Annotated in this window: 15 protein-coding genes; 13 read left to right on the top strand and 2 right to left on the bottom strand. The window is 69.7% G+C overall.

The genetic code is table 11. The features are described 5' to 3' along the window. Positions 1 to 7 precede the first annotated feature (7 nt). The 3 genes from ABN034_RS00405 to ABN034_RS00395 all read left to right on the top strand — a co-directional run bounded on the left by ABN034_RS00405 (position 8) and on the right by ABN034_RS00395 (position 3713). Positions 8 to 1075, top strand: coding sequence for an ABC transporter ATP-binding protein (locus tag ABN034_RS00405; protein WP_349688964.1), 1068 nt, complete (start codon positions 8 to 10; stop codon positions 1073 to 1075). 13 nt (positions 1076 to 1088) lie between these two features. Beyond that, positions 1089 to 2189, top strand: coding sequence for an ABC transporter ATP-binding protein (locus tag ABN034_RS00400; protein ID WP_349688963.1), 1101 nt, complete (start codon positions 1089 to 1091; stop codon positions 2187 to 2189). A 105-nt stretch (positions 2190 to 2294) separates the two neighbouring features. Beyond that, positions 2295 to 3713 (top strand): replication-associated recombination protein A, encoded by a 1419-nt coding sequence (locus ABN034_RS00395; protein ID WP_349688962.1) that lies wholly within the window; start codon positions 2295 to 2297, stop codon positions 3711 to 3713. A 4-nt stretch (positions 3714 to 3717) separates the two neighbouring features. On the opposite strand, the gene ABN034_RS00390 is transcribed toward ABN034_RS00395, so the two are convergent. Next, positions 3718 to 4125 (bottom strand): type II toxin-antitoxin system VapC family toxin, encoded by a 408-nt coding sequence (locus ABN034_RS00390; protein WP_349688961.1) that lies wholly within the window; start codon positions 4123 to 4125, stop codon positions 3718 to 3720. Then, the gene (locus ABN034_RS00385) at positions 4122 to 4415 is read right to left on the bottom strand and encodes a hypothetical protein (protein WP_349688960.1); all 294 of its coding nucleotides are present in this window, start codon (positions 4413 to 4415) and stop codon (positions 4122 to 4124) included. The genes ABN034_RS00390 and ABN034_RS00385 overlap by 4 nt, the downstream gene beginning before the upstream one ends. A 105-nt stretch (positions 4416 to 4520) precedes the next feature. Here ABN034_RS00385 and ABN034_RS00380 point away from each other — a divergent pair, with 105 nt between their 5' ends. From ABN034_RS00380 to ABN034_RS00335, 10 genes are all read left to right on the top strand, one after another. After that, positions 4521 to 4937: a DUF948 domain-containing protein gene (locus ABN034_RS00380; protein WP_349331536.1), complete on the top strand. Its 417-nt coding sequence runs from the start codon at positions 4521 to 4523 to the stop codon at positions 4935 to 4937. Further along, positions 4934 to 5236, top strand: coding sequence for a DUF6167 family protein (locus tag ABN034_RS00375; RefSeq protein ID WP_349688959.1), 303 nt, complete (start codon positions 4934 to 4936; stop codon positions 5234 to 5236). Before ABN034_RS00380 ends, ABN034_RS00375 begins: the two co-directional genes overlap by 4 nt. Then, a complete protein-coding gene (gene alaS, locus ABN034_RS00370) occupies positions 5236 to 7917 on the top strand; it encodes an alanine--tRNA ligase (protein WP_349688958.1) in 2682 nt (893 codons plus the stop codon). Before ABN034_RS00375 ends, alaS begins: the two co-directional genes overlap by 1 nt. 19 nt (positions 7918 to 7936) lie before the next feature. Then, a complete protein-coding gene (gene ruvX, locus ABN034_RS00365) occupies positions 7937 to 8440 on the top strand; it encodes a Holliday junction resolvase RuvX (protein ID WP_349688957.1) in 504 nt (167 codons plus the stop codon). Further along, the gene (gene mltG, locus ABN034_RS00360) at positions 8437 to 9540 is read left to right on the top strand and encodes an endolytic transglycosylase MltG (RefSeq protein WP_349688956.1); all 1104 of its coding nucleotides are present in this window, start codon (positions 8437 to 8439) and stop codon (positions 9538 to 9540) included. Before ruvX ends, mltG begins: the two co-directional genes overlap by 4 nt. Further along, a complete protein-coding gene (locus ABN034_RS00355; protein WP_349688955.1) occupies positions 9524 to 10396 on the top strand; it encodes a shikimate dehydrogenase in 873 nt (290 codons plus the stop codon). Before mltG ends, ABN034_RS00355 begins: the two co-directional genes overlap by 17 nt. Before the next feature lie 37 nt (positions 10397 to 10433). Beyond that, positions 10434 to 12005: an FAD-binding oxidoreductase gene (locus ABN034_RS00350; protein WP_349688954.1), complete on the top strand. Its 1572-nt coding sequence runs from the start codon at positions 10434 to 10436 to the stop codon at positions 12003 to 12005. Positions 12006 to 12072: 67 nt separating this feature from the next. After that, positions 12073 to 12627: an RNA polymerase sigma factor gene (locus ABN034_RS00345; RefSeq protein WP_349688953.1), complete on the top strand. Its 555-nt coding sequence runs from the start codon at positions 12073 to 12075 to the stop codon at positions 12625 to 12627. A gap of 113 nt (positions 12628 to 12740) precedes the next feature. Continuing rightward, positions 12741 to 13229, top strand: coding sequence for a cation:proton antiporter regulatory subunit (locus ABN034_RS00340; protein WP_349688952.1), 489 nt, complete (start codon positions 12741 to 12743; stop codon positions 13227 to 13229). A gap of 4 nt (positions 13230 to 13233) precedes the next feature. Then, positions 13234 to 14451: a cation:proton antiporter gene (locus tag ABN034_RS00335; protein WP_349688951.1), complete on the top strand. Its 1218-nt coding sequence runs from the start codon at positions 13234 to 13236 to the stop codon at positions 14449 to 14451. The last annotated feature ends 6 nt before the right edge of the window (positions 14452 to 14457 follow it).

Here is a 14457-nt window from a genome sequence, read left to right as displayed (position 1 = left end):
CACAGAGATGACTGGGACACAGATGAGCATGAACGCCACCGCAGGTTCCAGCGAGCCGTTCCTCGCTGTCGAAGATCTCACGGTCAGATTCCCGACGCCGGACGGTGTGGTCAACGCCGTCACGGACCTGAGCTACCGCGTGGAACTCGGCCGGACGCTCGGCATCGTCGGCGAGTCCGGCTCGGGCAAGAGCGTGTCGAGCATGGCGATCATGGGCCTGCACGACCGACGCCGTACGAAGATCACCGGAAGCATCCGGCTGCAGGGCACCGACCTGGTGGGCGTCGACGACGACCGGATGCGGCGGATCCGCGGCAATGTCGCCGCGATGATCTTCCAGGACCCGTTGTCGAGCCTGCACCCGTTCTTCACGATCGGCGACCAGATCGCGGAGGCCTACCTCGCCCACCACAGGGCGTCGAAGGCGGTGGCGCGCAAGCGCGCGATCGAGATGCTCGACCGCGTGGGCATCCCGCAGGCGGCCCTCCGCGCCGACGACTATCCGCACCAGTTCTCCGGCGGCATGCGCCAGCGCGCCATGATCGCGATGGCGCTCGTCAACGACCCCCAGTTGTTGATCGCCGACGAGCCGACGACGGCGCTCGACGTCACCGTGCAGGCACAGATCCTCGACCTCCTGCAGGATCTGCAGCGGGAGTTCGGATCAGCGATCATCATCATCACCCACGACCTCGGTGTCGTGGCCGAGATGGCCGACGACGTGCTGGTGATGTACGCCGGTCGGTGCGTGGAGTACGGCGCGGGCAAGGAGATCCTGACCCACCCGGAGCACCCGTACACCTGGGGTCTGCTGACCAGCGCGCCGCACCTCACGGGCGAACTCGACCAGCCACTCACGCCGATCAAGGGCACCCCACCGAGCCTGGTCAACCTTCCGACCGGCTGTCCCTTCCATCCGCGCTGCCCCTACCCGTCGCGGCTGCCGGACGACCGGTGCGTCGACACCTTGCCCGACCTCCGGCCGGGTGGACGCGGTACGGGGCACGTGGTGCGATGCCATCTGCCGAACCCGGAGGAGATCTTCGTCAATGAGATCCAGCCCCGGATCGGATGAGGGAGCCCACACCATGACTGAGACGGCGACGGGCGCGGCATCGGAACAGAGCATCAGCCACCCGGGCACGACACTGCTCGAGGTCAAGGACCTGGTCAAGCACTTCCCCGTCCGGTCGACGGGCGTCGTCCGCCGGGTGGTCGGTCAGGTCCAGGCCGTCGACGGGATCTCGTTCAGCCTCGGCCAGGGCGAGTCGCTCGGTCTCGTGGGCGAGTCCGGCTGCGGCAAGTCGACGACCGGGCGGCTGGTCACCCGGCTGCTCGACCCCACGAGCGGGGAGATCAGGTTCGAGGGCACCGACATCGGCGGCCTGTCGCAGAAGCGGGTGTTGCCGTTCCGCAGGGAGATCCAGATCATCTTCCAGGATCCGTTCTCGTCGCTGAATCCGCGGCACACCGTAGGGTCGATCATCGGTGTGCCGCTGCGGGTGCACAGCATCGTGCCCAAGGCTCAGGTGCTGTCCCGGGTGCAGGAACTTCTCGAGGTCGTCGGCCTCAACCCCGAGCACTACAACCGCTATCCGACAGAGTTCTCCGGTGGTCAGCGGCAGCGGATCGGGATCGCGCGGGCCCTCGCGGTCCGCCCCAAGCTGATCGTCGCGGACGAGCCGGTGAGCGCTCTCGACGTGTCGATCCAGGCGCAGGTGATGAACCTCCTCGGTAACCTGCAGAAGGAGTTCGGCATCTCCTTCCTGTTCATCGCCCACGACCTTGCGGTGGTCCGCCACTTCTGCCGTCAGGTGGCGGTGATGTATCTCGGCAAGATCGTCGAGCTCGCGGACCGGGAGCGTCTCTACGGCGAGCCGCATCATCCGTACACCCAGGCGCTCTTGTCGGCGGTTCCTGACGTACGCCAGGCGCAGATCGGTGGCCGCCGGGAACGGATCCGGCTCTTCGGTGACGTCCCCAGCCCGATCGACCCGCCGTCAGGCTGCCGATTCCGTACGCGGTGCTGGAAGGCACAGGACATCTGCGCCCGCGACGAGCCGCCGTTGCGCAGTGTCGGTGGTCGCCTCGTCGCCTGCCACTTCGCCGCGCCGCCAACGCTGCAGGACGCGAAAGCCAGCCAACAGGCCGCCGAAGCGGTGTCGGCCGGCAAGGACGTCGCTGTCTGATCCGGTGGGGACCCGTTCTGCGCCGGTCCTGCGTGTGCCGGCTTCGTCGTCCCGGCGGAGTGCCACCCCGGCTGGATGGGGATGCGGTCATCTAGTCTCGTGGCCGTGACGGACGACGCCCTGTTCGACGTATCCGGAGGTTCGGCCGGACCTGCGGCTCCTCGCGCCTCTGGAAGTCTGGCCGACGCCGACCACCTGTCGGCACCGCTGGCGGTCCGGATGCGTCCGCAGAGCCTCGACGATCTGGTAGGTCAGCGGCAGTTGCTGGCGCCCGGTGCGCCGCTTCGCCGGCTGATCGAGGGTGATCGTCCGGAAGATCGTGATCAGGGCCGGACGCCACCGACGACCGACGGCGGCGTGCCGTCGCTGCTGCTGTGGGGGCCGCCCGGGTCGGGCAAGACGACGATCGCCGCCATCCTCAGCCGCCAGACCAACCGGATCTTCGTCGAGCTTTCCGCCGTGACCTCGGGGGTCAAGGAGGTACGCGCGGTGATCGACACGGCCCGCCGAGAGCTGGGTCGCACCCGCGAGACGGTGCTGTTCGTCGACGAGGTGCACAGGTTCAGCAAGTCCCAGCAGGATGCCCTGCTTCCCGGCGTCGAGAACCGCTGGGTGACGCTGGTGGCCGCGACGACCGAGAACCCGTACTTCTCGGTGATCTCACCACTCCTGTCGAGGTCGCTGCTGCTGCGCCTCGAGCCCCTCTCCGACGACGACATCCGTGGATTGATCCACCGCGCGCTGGTTCATGAGCGTGGCCTCGGCGGCACGGTCACGCTGGCGGAGGACGCCGAGGAGCACCTGCTCCGGATGTCCGGGGGAGACGCCCGCCGTGCGCTCACCTATCTCGAGGCGGGCGCGGGAGCCGCGATCGCCCTCGGCGCGGCCGAGGTCGACCTCGGGACCCTGGAGACCGCGGTCGACCGGGCGGCGGTCCGCTATGACCGCGACGGCGACCAGCACTACGACGTCGCCAGTGCGCTCATCAAGTCGATCCGGGGGAGTGACGTCGATGCGTCACTGCACTACCTGGCAAGGATGGTCGAGGCCGGTGAGGATCCGCGCTTCGTCGCCCGGCGGCTGGTCATCCTCGCGAGTGAGGACGTCGGCATGGCGGATCCGACGGCGCTTGGCGTGGCGGTGGCGGCACACCAGGCGGCGCAGTTCGTCGGCCTGCCGGAGGCCGCGATCAACCTGGCGCACGCCGTGATCCATCTCGCACTGGCCCCGAAGTCGAACGCCGTGGTGAAGGCCATCGGCGCAGCACTCGATGACGTCCGGTCCGGCCGGATCGGGTCGGTGCCGGCGCACCTTCGCGATGCGCACTACAGCAGTGCGAAGAAGCTGGGCCACGGAGCGAGCTACTCCTACGCCCACGACGACCGCCGCGGGATCGTCGCCCAGCAGTATGCACCTGATGTCGTGGCAGGGCGGACCTACTACGAACCGACCGGCCGTGGGGCGGAGAAGGCGTACGGCGAACGGCTCGAACGGATCCGCCGCATCCTCGCCGGCGACGAGTGACGCCTCAGGTGGGCGGCCAGGCAAGCCGCACACGGCATGTCAGCCTTCTGGCCGCTTGGGCGAGCCGGGTGTCCGCGGTGACCAACGCGCAGTCGTTGACTTCGGCGGCCGCCACATAGGCGGCGTCGTATCCGGTGGCGTGATCCCGTGCGGCCCACATCCTGGCGAGCAGCGGCTGGACCGCGAGCAGGTCGACAGGGATCTGCATGAGCGCCCGGACGGCGTCGTGAGCCCGCGCGGGGCCGATCATGCCGCCGATGAGTCGGCCCCGGATGGCAGAGAAGGTCTCGGCCACAAGCTGTTCGGGTGCGGCCCAGTGATGGTCGCGACCCAGCTCGGCCCGTGCCCGGTCGCCCAGGATGCCGTCGTCGGTGAACGCGTTGGTCAGAACCGAAGCATCGACGATGATCACGGCGCACCGGTGTCGTGATCATCGTCGTCATGATCATCGTGGCCTGCCCGACGGTCGCGTCCGGCGCGTGCTTCGTCGACGAGGCGACCGGCTGCGCCTCGAGTCAGCCGCGAGCCGTCCGTCCGCCCCTCGAACTGCTGGAGAATCCGGCCGACAGTGCTTGCTCGCCGTGCCTCCATGGTCACCATCTCGAGGAGATAGGCCTGCAGAGACTGGCCGCGGATCTTGGCCTGGTTGGCCAGGACGTCGCGGACCTCTTCGGGAACGTCGCGAATCTGCAGGGCCACCATGCATGCATTCTACATGCACGGGGGGGTGACGCAGAGATCGTCGTCCGACACGGCATCGATGGGGCGGCGTACGAACGCTCCTCGGGGGTTATAGGTTTGGACGCCATGACTGCCGGTGAGATTGCGGGACTTATGGCAGCTGGCGCGTTGCTGCTGCTGGTGGGCGTTCTCGCCTACCCCATCCTCAAGCTGGGCAGGGTCTTCGAGGAGACCCGCCTGCTCGTACGCGGTGTCACCGACCAGAGCCTGCCCCTGCTCGGTGAGGTCACGACCACGGTGAGCACCACCAACGCCCAGCTGGCCCGCGTCGACACGATCACCGCGCGGGCGGAGACCGTGTCCGACAACGTCGCCGGGCTGTCGTCGCTGTTCGCGGCGACCCTGGGCGGGCCACTGGTGAAGTTCGCGGCCTTCTCCTACGGCGTCCGCCGGGCGATCAACGCCCACGACCGCAGAGATGTCGAACGCCGGGTCAGGTCGGAGATGAAGGGCCAGCGCCGGAAGGGAGCACGGGCCCGATGAAGCGAGTTTTCTGGGTGGCGGTCGGCGCCACCGTCGGGATCCTGGTCGTCCGCAAGCTTTCGCAGAAGGCCGACCAGTTCACCCCCCAGGGCGTGGCCAAGCAGCTCGCCGGCCTCGGCGATGCCGTCCGGGCGTTCGGTGCGGAGGTCCGGGCCGGCATGGAGGCACGCGAGCAGGAGCTGCGCGAAGCTCTCGCACTCGACGACCACCACCCCAACGGCCACGGCGGCGGGCTCGACGCCGACGCAGCCGCGCGGTTCGCGAACGACCCCGACACGACCTGGAGGGACACCCGCTGATGGAGACGGCGGAAATTCGCCGGCGCTTCCTGCGCTTCTTCGGCGAGCGCGGACACACGATCGTCCCATCGGCGTCCCTGCTGCTCGACGACCCGAACCTGTTGTTCGTCAATGCCGGCATGGTGCCCTTCAAGCCGTACCTCCTCGGTCAGGAGACGCCGCCCTACCCACGGGCGACGAGCGTGCAGAAGTGTGTGCGTACCGGCGACATCGAAGAGGTCGGCAAGACCACCCGGCACGGCACGTTCTTCCAGATGAACGGCAACTTCTCCTTCGGCGACTACTTCAAGGAACGCGCCATCGAGCTCGCCTGGGAGCTGATCACGACCCCGGTCGCCGACGGTGGGTTCGGCCTGGACGAGTCGAAGATCTGGGCGACGGTCTATTTCGAAGACGACGAGGCCGCCCGGATCTGGGAGCGTCGGATCGGGTTGCCGCCGCACCGGATCGTCCGCCGTGGCATGGCCGACAACATGTGGTCGATGACCGTGCCGGGGCCCTGCGGACCGTGCAGCGAGCTCTACCTCGACCGCGGTCCGGAGTTCGGCCCCGACGGTGGGCCCGAGGTCGACGAGGACCGGTACCTCGAGTTCTGGAACCTCGTCTTCATGCAGTACGAACGCGGCGAGGGCCCCGCCAAGGAGGGCTACCCGATCCTGGGTGAGCTGCCGGCGAAGAACATCGACACCGGTATGGGCCTCGAACGCATGGCCTACCTCATCCAGGGCGTCGACAACATCTACGAGAACGACGAGATCCGACCGGTGCTCGACCGGGCGACGGAGCTGTCGGGGCGCAAGTACGGCGCCGACCACGACAGTGACGTACGCCTGCGGGTCGTCGCCGACCACGTGCGTTCGGCAATGATGATCGTCGGCGACGGCGTGACCCCGAGCAACGAGGCGCGCGGCTACGTGCTCCGAAGGATCATCCGCCGGGCGGTCCGGCAGATGCGGCTCCTCGGCGTCGACGTGCCCACCATGCCCGAGCTGCTGCCCGTCAGCCTGTCGCGGATGAAGCTGTCCTACCCCGAGCTCGAGCAGGACTGGGCCCGGATCAGCTCGGTCGTCTACGCCGAGGAGGAGACGTTTCTCGGCACCCTCAAGACCGGTACGCAGATCTTCGACCTCGCCGTGGAACAGACCAGGCAGGCCGGCAGCGAGGTTCTCACCGGTGACAAGGCGTTCCAGCTGCACGACACCTACGGTTTCCCGATCGACCTGACCCTGGAGATGGCGGCCGAGCGTGGGCTCGCGGTCGACGAGGACGGGTTCCGCCGGTTGATGGCCGAGCAGCGGTCTCGCGCGAAGGAGGACGCGGCCGGACGCAAGAGCGGGCACGCCGATTTGTCCGCCTACCGCGGCGTCGCCGACGCGCTGGGGCGGGCGGTGGAGTTCACCGGCTATGACGAGGTGGTGTCCGAGGCGCAGGTCGCCGGGCTCCTGCTGCATGGCGAGCCGGTACAAGCGGCCCGTGAGGGCGAGACGGTCGAGCTGGTCCTCGACCGCACGCCGTTCTACGCCGAAGCCGGCGGGCAGCTCGCCGACGAAGGCGTGATCGAACTCGCCAACGGTGCCAGGCTCGCCGTCCACGACGTCCAGTCCCCGCTCGGTGGGCTCATCGTCCACCAGGCGAAGGTCCTCCGCGGCGAAGCGGTCACCGGCCAGACGGCGAGCGCGCAGGTCGACATCGAACGCCGCCGGGCGATCTCCCGCGCGCACACCGCGACCCACATGGTGCACAAGGCGTTCCGGGAGGCCATCGGCGAGACCGCGGCACAGGCTGGCTCGGAGAACGCGCCGGGCAGGTTCCGGTTCGACTTCAACGCCACCGGTCCGGTCCCACCGAGCGTCCTCGCCGAGGCCGAGGAGCGCGTCAACGAACTGCTCCTCGCCGACCTCCCGGTCACCGCACAGGTCATGCCGATCGACGAGGCGCGCGCCTCCGGGGCGATGGCCCTGTTCGGGGAGAAGTACGGCACCGACGTCCGGGTGATCTCGGTCGGTGAGTGGGCGCGCGAGCTCTGCGGCGGTACCCACGCCGGCCGGTCCGGCCAGCTCGGCGTGGTCAAGCTGCTGTCCGAGTCGTCCATCGGTGCGGGAATCCGCCGGGTGGAGGCCCTCGTGGGCGCGGACGCCTACCGCTTCCTCGCCCGCGAGCACGTCCTGCTCGGCCAGCTGTCCGAGGCGTTGAAGGCCCGACCCGAGGAACTCCCGGAGCGGGTCGCCGGCATCGTCGACCGGCTGCGCGCCGCAGAGAAGGAGCTCGAACGCATCCGGGTCCAGCAGGTGCTTGCCGCCGCGGGCGACCTGGCGGCCAATCCGGAGGACATCGCGGGCGTGGCCTTCGTCGGACACGAGGTGCCCGAAGGCGCGTCCGCTGGTGATCTGCGCAAGCTCGTCCTCGACGTCCGGGGCCGGATCCCGCGAGACCGGCCCGGAGTCGTCGCGGTCGTCGGTGCCTCAGGTGGCCGCCCCTCGGTGGTGGTCGCCGTCAACGACGAAGCTCGCAACCGCGGCCTTCGCGCCGGTGAGCTGGTCAAGATCGCGGCCGGCATCCTCGGCGGCGGGGGTGGCGGCAAGGACGACGTGGCCCAGGGCGGTGGCACCGATCCGGCGAAGGCGTCCGGGGCGCTGCAAGGCGTCCAGCAGGCCATCAGGGACCGGGTCACGAGCGGCTGATCGACGAAGGACCTAGGCGATGCGCGCGGGTGTTCGGCTGGGGATCGATGTGGGCACCGTCAGGATCGGCATCGCGCGGTCGGACCCGGCCGGCAGTGTGGCAGTTCCGGTCGAGACCGTCGCCCGTGGCCGCGGTGACCTCGACCGCATCGCCGCGCTCGTCGCCGAGGTGGACGCGGTCGAGGTGATCGTCGGTCTGCCGATCTCGCTCTCCGGCCGCGAAGGCCCGGCCGCCTCGAAAGCCCGTGAGTTCGCCCGCGCCCTCGCCACCCGGCTGAGCCCGGTGCCGATCCGGTTGGTCGACGAGAGGTTGTCGACCGTGGGCGCGCAGCGAAACTTTCGGGACCAGGGATTGTCCATTCGCGGAACGCGGGAACGCATTGACCAGGCCGCTGCTGCCATCATCCTCCAGAGCGCCCTCGACGCCGAGCGTTCCAGCGGTGCGCCACCAGGAACGTCCTTGACCGAGGGCCGGAGGAAACCCCGTCAGAAGCGCGATGGGAAGGGGAAGGACCACCAGTGAGTGAGCTCGGGTTCCGCACCACCGCTCGGGTGCGGCCACGTCGGGGCCGCGGTTGCCTGGCTGTCTTCGTGGCGTTCGTCATTCTCGGTGGCGCGGTCGCGTTCGTCGCGGTCAAGGGCCAGTCCTATCTGGCCAATGCGTTCACCGTTCCCGACTACTCCGGGCCAGGTCAGGGCGAGGTCGTCGTGCAGGTGTCGCCGGGCGACACGAGCCGCGACATTGCGTACACGCTCGAGGGCAAGGACGTGGTGAAGAGTGCCGAGGCCTTCACGCGGGCGGCCAGGAAGGACAGTCGTGCGCTCGGGATCCAGCCCGGGTTCTACCGCCTCCGAGAGCAGATGGGCGCCAAGGAGGCACTCGCCTTGATCCTCGACCCGACGGCGCGGATCCTCGAACGGGTCACGGTGCCGGAGGGGAGGCGGGTGTCGAGGACGGTCGCGATCCTGTCGGAGGAGACCGGCATCCCGAAGAAGGAGTTCGCAGCGGCGTTGAAGGATCCGGAGAGCCTCGAACTTCCGCCGTACGCCAAGGGCGGCGCGGAAGGCATGCTCTTCCCGGCGACGTACGACATCGACCCCGGTACCACGGCAAACTCGCTGCTCCGCGAGATGGTGGCGCGGCACGTCGAGGTGGCCGAAGGGCTCGGCCTCGCGGCAGGCGCGCGCGATCTCGGCTTCAGCCCACGGCAGGTGGTCACGGTGGCGAGCCTCGTGGAGGCCGAGGCGCGCCGGCCGGAGGACTTTCCGCGGGTCGCCCGGGTGATCTACAACCGGCTGGCGGAGGAGCAGAGACTGGAGCTGGACTCGACCGTGCACTACGCGGTCAACCGGTACGACACCGTCTCCACGACCAGGAAGGAGCGTGCCGTCTCCTCGCGGTACAACACCTATCGACATGTCGGCCTGCCGCCTGGCCCGATCAACGCGCCAGGGGAGCGGGCGTTGCAAGCAGCGCTCAAACCCGCGCCGGGCGGGTGGTTGTTCTTCGTAACCGTCAATCCCGACTCGGGTGAGACGAAGTTCGCGCAGACCTACAGCGAGCACGACCAGTACGTCGCCGAGTTCCAGCAGTGGTGCCGGGCGAATGCCGACCGCTGCTGATCGGGGCGAGCAGAGCGCGTCAGTCCGGCGTTGCGCCGTTCTCGGTTCGCCGATCTCCCATTCCCTGTCGCCGGTCCTCCACCGGGCCGCCTACTCCGAACTCGGGCTCGACTGGCGCTACGACGCGTTCGAGGTCGACGAGGAGGGCCTCGCGGGATTCCTCGACGGGCTCGGCCCGCAGTGGCGGGGGCTGTCGCTCACGATGCCGTTGAAGCGGGCCGCGATCCCCTTGTGTGACGAGGTTTCCTCCCAGGCACGGCAGGTCGGCGCGGTCAACACGGTGATCCTCGACGAGGGCCGGCGCATCGGCGCGAACACCGACGTCCCCGGAATCGTGGCCGCCCTGCGGGAGCGAGGTGTGACGTCCGCCCGTCGTGCCCTGCTGCTGGGGGTGGGGGCGACTGCATGCTCCGCCCTTGCCGGGCTCGCCGAAATCGGGATAGTCGACGTCCTCGCGGTTGCTCGCGATCCCGCCCGGGCAGGTGAGCTGCAGGCATTGGCCGCGACGTTGGGGGTCAGGACGAGCGTGATGTCGTGGGAGGTCGCATCCGAGTGCCGCGCCGTCGACGTAGCGGTGTCCACGGTGCCCGACCGGGCGGCGGGCCCGTTGGCCGAAGCGGTCGTCGAGCGGACCGAGGTCGTCTTCGACGTTCTCTACCACCCGTGGCCGACCCGGCTGGCGGCGGTGGCGGCGGACGCCGGACGGGTGGTTGTCGGGGGTCTCGACCTGCTGGTGCACCAGGCGGCGGTCCAGGTGGAGTTGATGACGCGACGTTCACCGGCGCCGGTGGCCGTGATGCGTACGGCGGGCGAGAGGGCGCTCGAGGCGAGGGGGTTGGCCGCGGACAGCACGTAGGTGCCGCCGCGGTGCGTCACACAACACGGGGGGAACCATGGCGGGGGTCCAGCACGACGCACAGGTACTCGACAGCCACGTACACGGCGCCCGGCTAGCAGGAACGCAGGGACTCCGGCGGCGGGTGCTGTTGGGCGCAGCGCTGCTCACCGGAGCCACCGGTCTGGTCGGCTGCGGCAAGGGGGCCGGGAAGAACGGCATCACCCCCGTCGACGGCACCGGCGGTGGTACGGCGACCGCCAGGCCACCGAAGCCGCCGACCCCACCCACGCCTCTGAGCACGCCCACGCCGGCGGACTGGAAGGCACTCGCCGAGAGCCTGTCGGGCAAGCTGCTCCGCCCCGGCGATGTGGGGTATCCCGTCGCCCATCAGCTGTACGACCCCGCGTACGACAGTGTGCTTCCGGCGGCGGTCGCCGAGTGCAGCGACCCGGCTGACGTCGCGACGACGCTGAAGTTCGCCGAGCGGTTCAAGCTCCCGCTCACAGGCAAGTCCGGAGGTCACTCCTACGTCGGCGCGTCGACCAACCATGGCGGCATCGTCATCTCCGTACGACCGCTGGCCGGCGTCACGGTCGACGGCTCCACGGCGAGGATCGGCAGCGGCACGCCGCTCAAGCAGGTGTACGAAGACCTCGAAGCGAAGGGCCGGATCATCCCGGCGGGATCCTGCCCCAGCGTGGGAGTGGCAGGGCTCACCCTGGGCGGCGGACTCGGCGTGCTCAACCGGGCGCACGGTCTCGCCTGCGACGTCGTCACGCAGGTGCAGGTCGTCACCGCCGACGGCAAGGTCAGACTCGCCAACGCCTCGGCGGAGCCAGAACTGTTCTGGGCCTGCCGCGGTGGTGGCGGTGGGACGCTCGGTGTGGTGACAGCATTCTGGTTCAAGACCGTTCCCTCGCCACTGGTCGGGACGTTCAGCGTGCGGTGGGCGTGGTCGGACGCGGCCGCGGTTGTCCGTGGCTGGCAGCGCTACCTCGGGTCGGCGCCCGATTCGGTGTGGCCATCGCTCCGGCTGACCGCGAGTCCGGGAGGGTCGCAGGCGGCGAGCGTCTTCGGCCTCGACTCCGCGAATGACCCCGGCCCGCAGCTGGACAGACTGATCAGCGCCGTCGGAGTCCAGCCCGATCAGCATTCGTTCACCCGTAACCGCAGGGTCGGTCCCGATCCGGACGGACCACGAACGGTCTTCTACGCCGGCACCGACATTCTCGGTACGCCGCTCACCGACTCCGGCACCTCCTCCCTGCTGGCCGTGATGAACAGCAGGGCACACGGCACCGGACTCGCGGCCACGGCGATCTTCGACCCTCTGGGTGGTGCGATCTCCCGGCTCGCCGTGGATGCCACCGCGTTCCCGTGGCGCAAGGCGTTCACGTCGATCCAGTGGTACGCCGAGCAGGGCCGGGCCACCGGGCAGGTCGCCCGGGAATGGATCGCAGCCGGGCACCAGGCGGTGGCCGGCTCGGCCGTCGGCGGCTACGTCAACTACCTCGAGGCGAGCCGCCCCAGCGGCAAGCTGTACTTCGGTCCCAACCTCGACCGGCTGCGGGCGGCCAAGGCGAAGTACGACCCGACGGACGTGTTCAAGCTGCCGTACTCCCTCTGAGGGAGGGGCATCCCTCCGACGCCCTGGGCAACCTCACGAACCGACGGCCGCCACGCGTTGACAGGGTATGACCGTGCAGCCCTCCGAGCAGGTGGTCCCGTTCGAGCAGGTGGTGGAGGAGCACGGTCTCGTGGTCCTGCGGGTCTGCCGGGCCATTCTCGATCCTGTCGATGCCGACGACGCGTGGTCGGAGACGTTCCTGGCCGCCCTGGAGGCCTATCCGAGGCTCGGTCCGGGCAGCAACGTCCGGGCGTGGCTGGTGACGATCGCCCACCGCAAGGCGATCGATCGGCACCGGTCCGCCGCGAGGAACCCGGTGCCGACAGCGACAGTGCCCGAGCCCGGCGTCGGGCACGAGGAGCCCGCGCTCGCGGGGGACGACGCTCTGTGGGAGGCGGTACGCACACTGCCGCCGAAGCAGCGGGCCGCGGTGGCCTACCGCTATGTCGCCGACCTCCCTTACCGCGAGATCGGCGCACTGATGGGCATCAGTGAGACCGCGGCCCGCCGCAACGCCGCTGACGGCGTAGCCGCCCTTCGGACGACCTGGCGGCCATCAGACGAAGGGCAGGAGGCAAGCGACCAGCCGGGGCCCGCTCGGTCCGGGTCCTGGCGCAGGTGAGCCGGGGCCGCGCCCGCCCGCACCCCGGCCGAGGACGCGTCGCACGCCGGGCGAGCGGGCTGGGAGACTGGCGGCGGCCATCCTTTCCCCGGCGAGTGCGTGCGGAGATCCTCATGGAGCCGACAGCCCACCCCAGCAAGACGGTCCTGCCCGGCGTGGGCGCCCGCTACGATCTCGCCACCGACCACGGCGACCACCTGTCAGTCGTCGTCAAGCACGACGGGCTGCGGGTCCTGGGCTTCCACGATCCCGAGGACGACGACGTCTGTCGCGATGCCGTCCGGCTCGCCCCGCACGAGGCGCGGGCCATCGCCAAGCTCCTCACCCCGGACGATCCGGTGGCCCATCTGCAGGACACCATCGAGATCGACCTGGTCACCGAGCACATTCCCCTCACGGCAGGGACCCCCTACAGCGGGCGTACTCTCGGCGACACCCAGGCGCGCACCCGAACCGGCGCCTCCATCGTCGCCGTCATCCGGCGAACCGCGGCCGTCCCGTCACCCACCCCGGACTTCCGGTTCGCCACCGGCGACATTCTCGTCGTCGTCGGTACCCGCGAAGGAGTGGACGCGGTAGCCGATCTGATCGCCGGAGGGTAACCGCGTGCATGCCACCACCGCGCTGCTCATCGAACTCGGCGCCATCATCCTCGCCCTCGGCATCATCGGCCGATTCGCCGAACGCATCGGGTTCTCTCCCATCCCGCTCTACCTGCTCGCCGGACTCGCCTTCGGCCACGGCGGGCTCCTCCCGTTGGCCGCCAGCGAGGAGTTCGTCGCGACCGGCGCCGAGATCGGCGTGATCCTGCTGCTCCTTCTCCTCGGGCTGGAGTACACCGCGTCCGAGTTGGTCACCAACCTCAAGACCCAGTACCCGTCCGGGATCGTCGACTTCGTCCTCAACGCCCTGCCCGGAGCCGTCGCCGGCCTGCTTCTCGGCTGGGGACCAGTCGCTGCCGTCGTCCTCGCCGGTGTCACCTGGATCTCGTCGTCCGGCGTGATCGCGAAGGTCCTCGGCGACCTCGGCCGGCTCGGTAACCGCGAGACACCGGTCATCCTCGGGGTGCTGGTCATCGAGGACCTCGCGATGGCCGTCTACCTGCCGATTCTCAGCGCCATCCTGGCCGGACTGACGCTGTCCGGCGCCAGTCTCACGCTCCTCATCTCCCTCGGCACGGTCGGCATCGTGCTCTACCTCGCGCTGCGGCACGGCCGGATCATCAGCCGGGCGGTGTCGTCGGAGAACCCCGAGATGCTGCTCCTGGTGGTCCTCGGCCTGACCCTGCTCGTCGCCGGCGTCGCCCAGGAACTCCAGGTCTCCGCCGCCGTCGGAGCGTTCCTCGTCGGCATCGCCCTCTCTGGCGAGGTCGCAGAAGGGGCCCGGAACCTCCTCACCCCGTTGCGCGACCTGTTCGCGGCGGTGTTCTTCGTGTTCTTCGGTCTCAACACCGACCCGGCCGCCATCCCGGCGGTGCTGATTCCCGCCCTGATCCTCGCCGTGGTGACCACCGCGACCAAGATCGCCACCGGATGGTACGCGGCACGGCGGGCGGACATTCGACCGGCTGGGCGGTGGCGGGTGGGTGGGACGCTGGTGGCACGCGGGGAGTTCTCGATCGTCATCGCCGGACTCGCCGTCGCGGTCGAGCCCCGCATCGGTCCGCTGGCGACGGCGTACGTCCTGATCCTCGTCATCCTCGGGCCGCTGACCGCCCGGTTCACCGACCCGATCGCGGCACGTGTCACCCGTCGCAGGACCCGTGTCACCCGGCCCTCGGAGCCGGCACCCGAACCCGCCGAAGCGGCACCCACCCAGGGCTGAGATCAG

The organism is Actinopolymorpha sp. B11F2, assembly GCF_040195635.1.
Classification (GTDB): Bacteria; Actinomycetota; Actinomycetes; order Propionibacteriales; family Actinopolymorphaceae; genus Thermasporomyces.
The sequence above is the reverse complement of the archived record's forward strand: the minus strand, read 5'-3'. Positions and strand labels throughout refer to the sequence as shown.

Coding starts and splice junctions, on each gene's coding strand:
- ruvX (WP_349688957.1), top strand. CDS start 7,937: ATGCGCGCGGGTGTTCGGCTGGGGATCGATGTGGGCACCGTCAGGATC.
- ABN034_RS00400 (WP_349688963.1), top strand. CDS start 1,089: ATGACTGAGACGGCGACGGGCGCGGCATCGGAACAGAGCATCAGCCAC.
- ABN034_RS00405 (WP_349688964.1), top strand. CDS start 8: ATGACTGGGACACAGATGAGCATGAACGCCACCGCAGGTTCCAGCGAG.
- alaS (WP_349688958.1), top strand. CDS start 5,236: ATGGAGACGGCGGAAATTCGCCGGCGCTTCCTGCGCTTCTTCGGCGAG.
- ABN034_RS00350 (WP_349688954.1), top strand. CDS start 10,434: ATGGCGGGGGTCCAGCACGACGCACAGGTACTCGACAGCCACGTACAC.
- ABN034_RS00380 (WP_349331536.1), top strand. CDS start 4,521: ATGACTGCCGGTGAGATTGCGGGACTTATGGCAGCTGGCGCGTTGCTG.
- ABN034_RS00385 (WP_349688960.1), bottom strand. CDS start 4,415: ATGGTGGCCCTGCAGATTCGCGACGTTCCCGAAGAGGTCCGCGACGTC.
- ABN034_RS00355 (WP_349688955.1), top strand. CDS start 9,524: ATGCCGACCGCTGCTGATCGGGGCGAGCAGAGCGCGTCAGTCCGGCGT.
- ABN034_RS00375 (WP_349688959.1), top strand. CDS start 4,934: ATGAAGCGAGTTTTCTGGGTGGCGGTCGGCGCCACCGTCGGGATCCTG.
- ABN034_RS00340 (WP_349688952.1), top strand. CDS start 12,741: ATGGAGCCGACAGCCCACCCCAGCAAGACGGTCCTGCCCGGCGTGGGC.
- ABN034_RS00345 (WP_349688953.1), top strand. CDS start 12,073: ATGACCGTGCAGCCCTCCGAGCAGGTGGTCCCGTTCGAGCAGGTGGTG.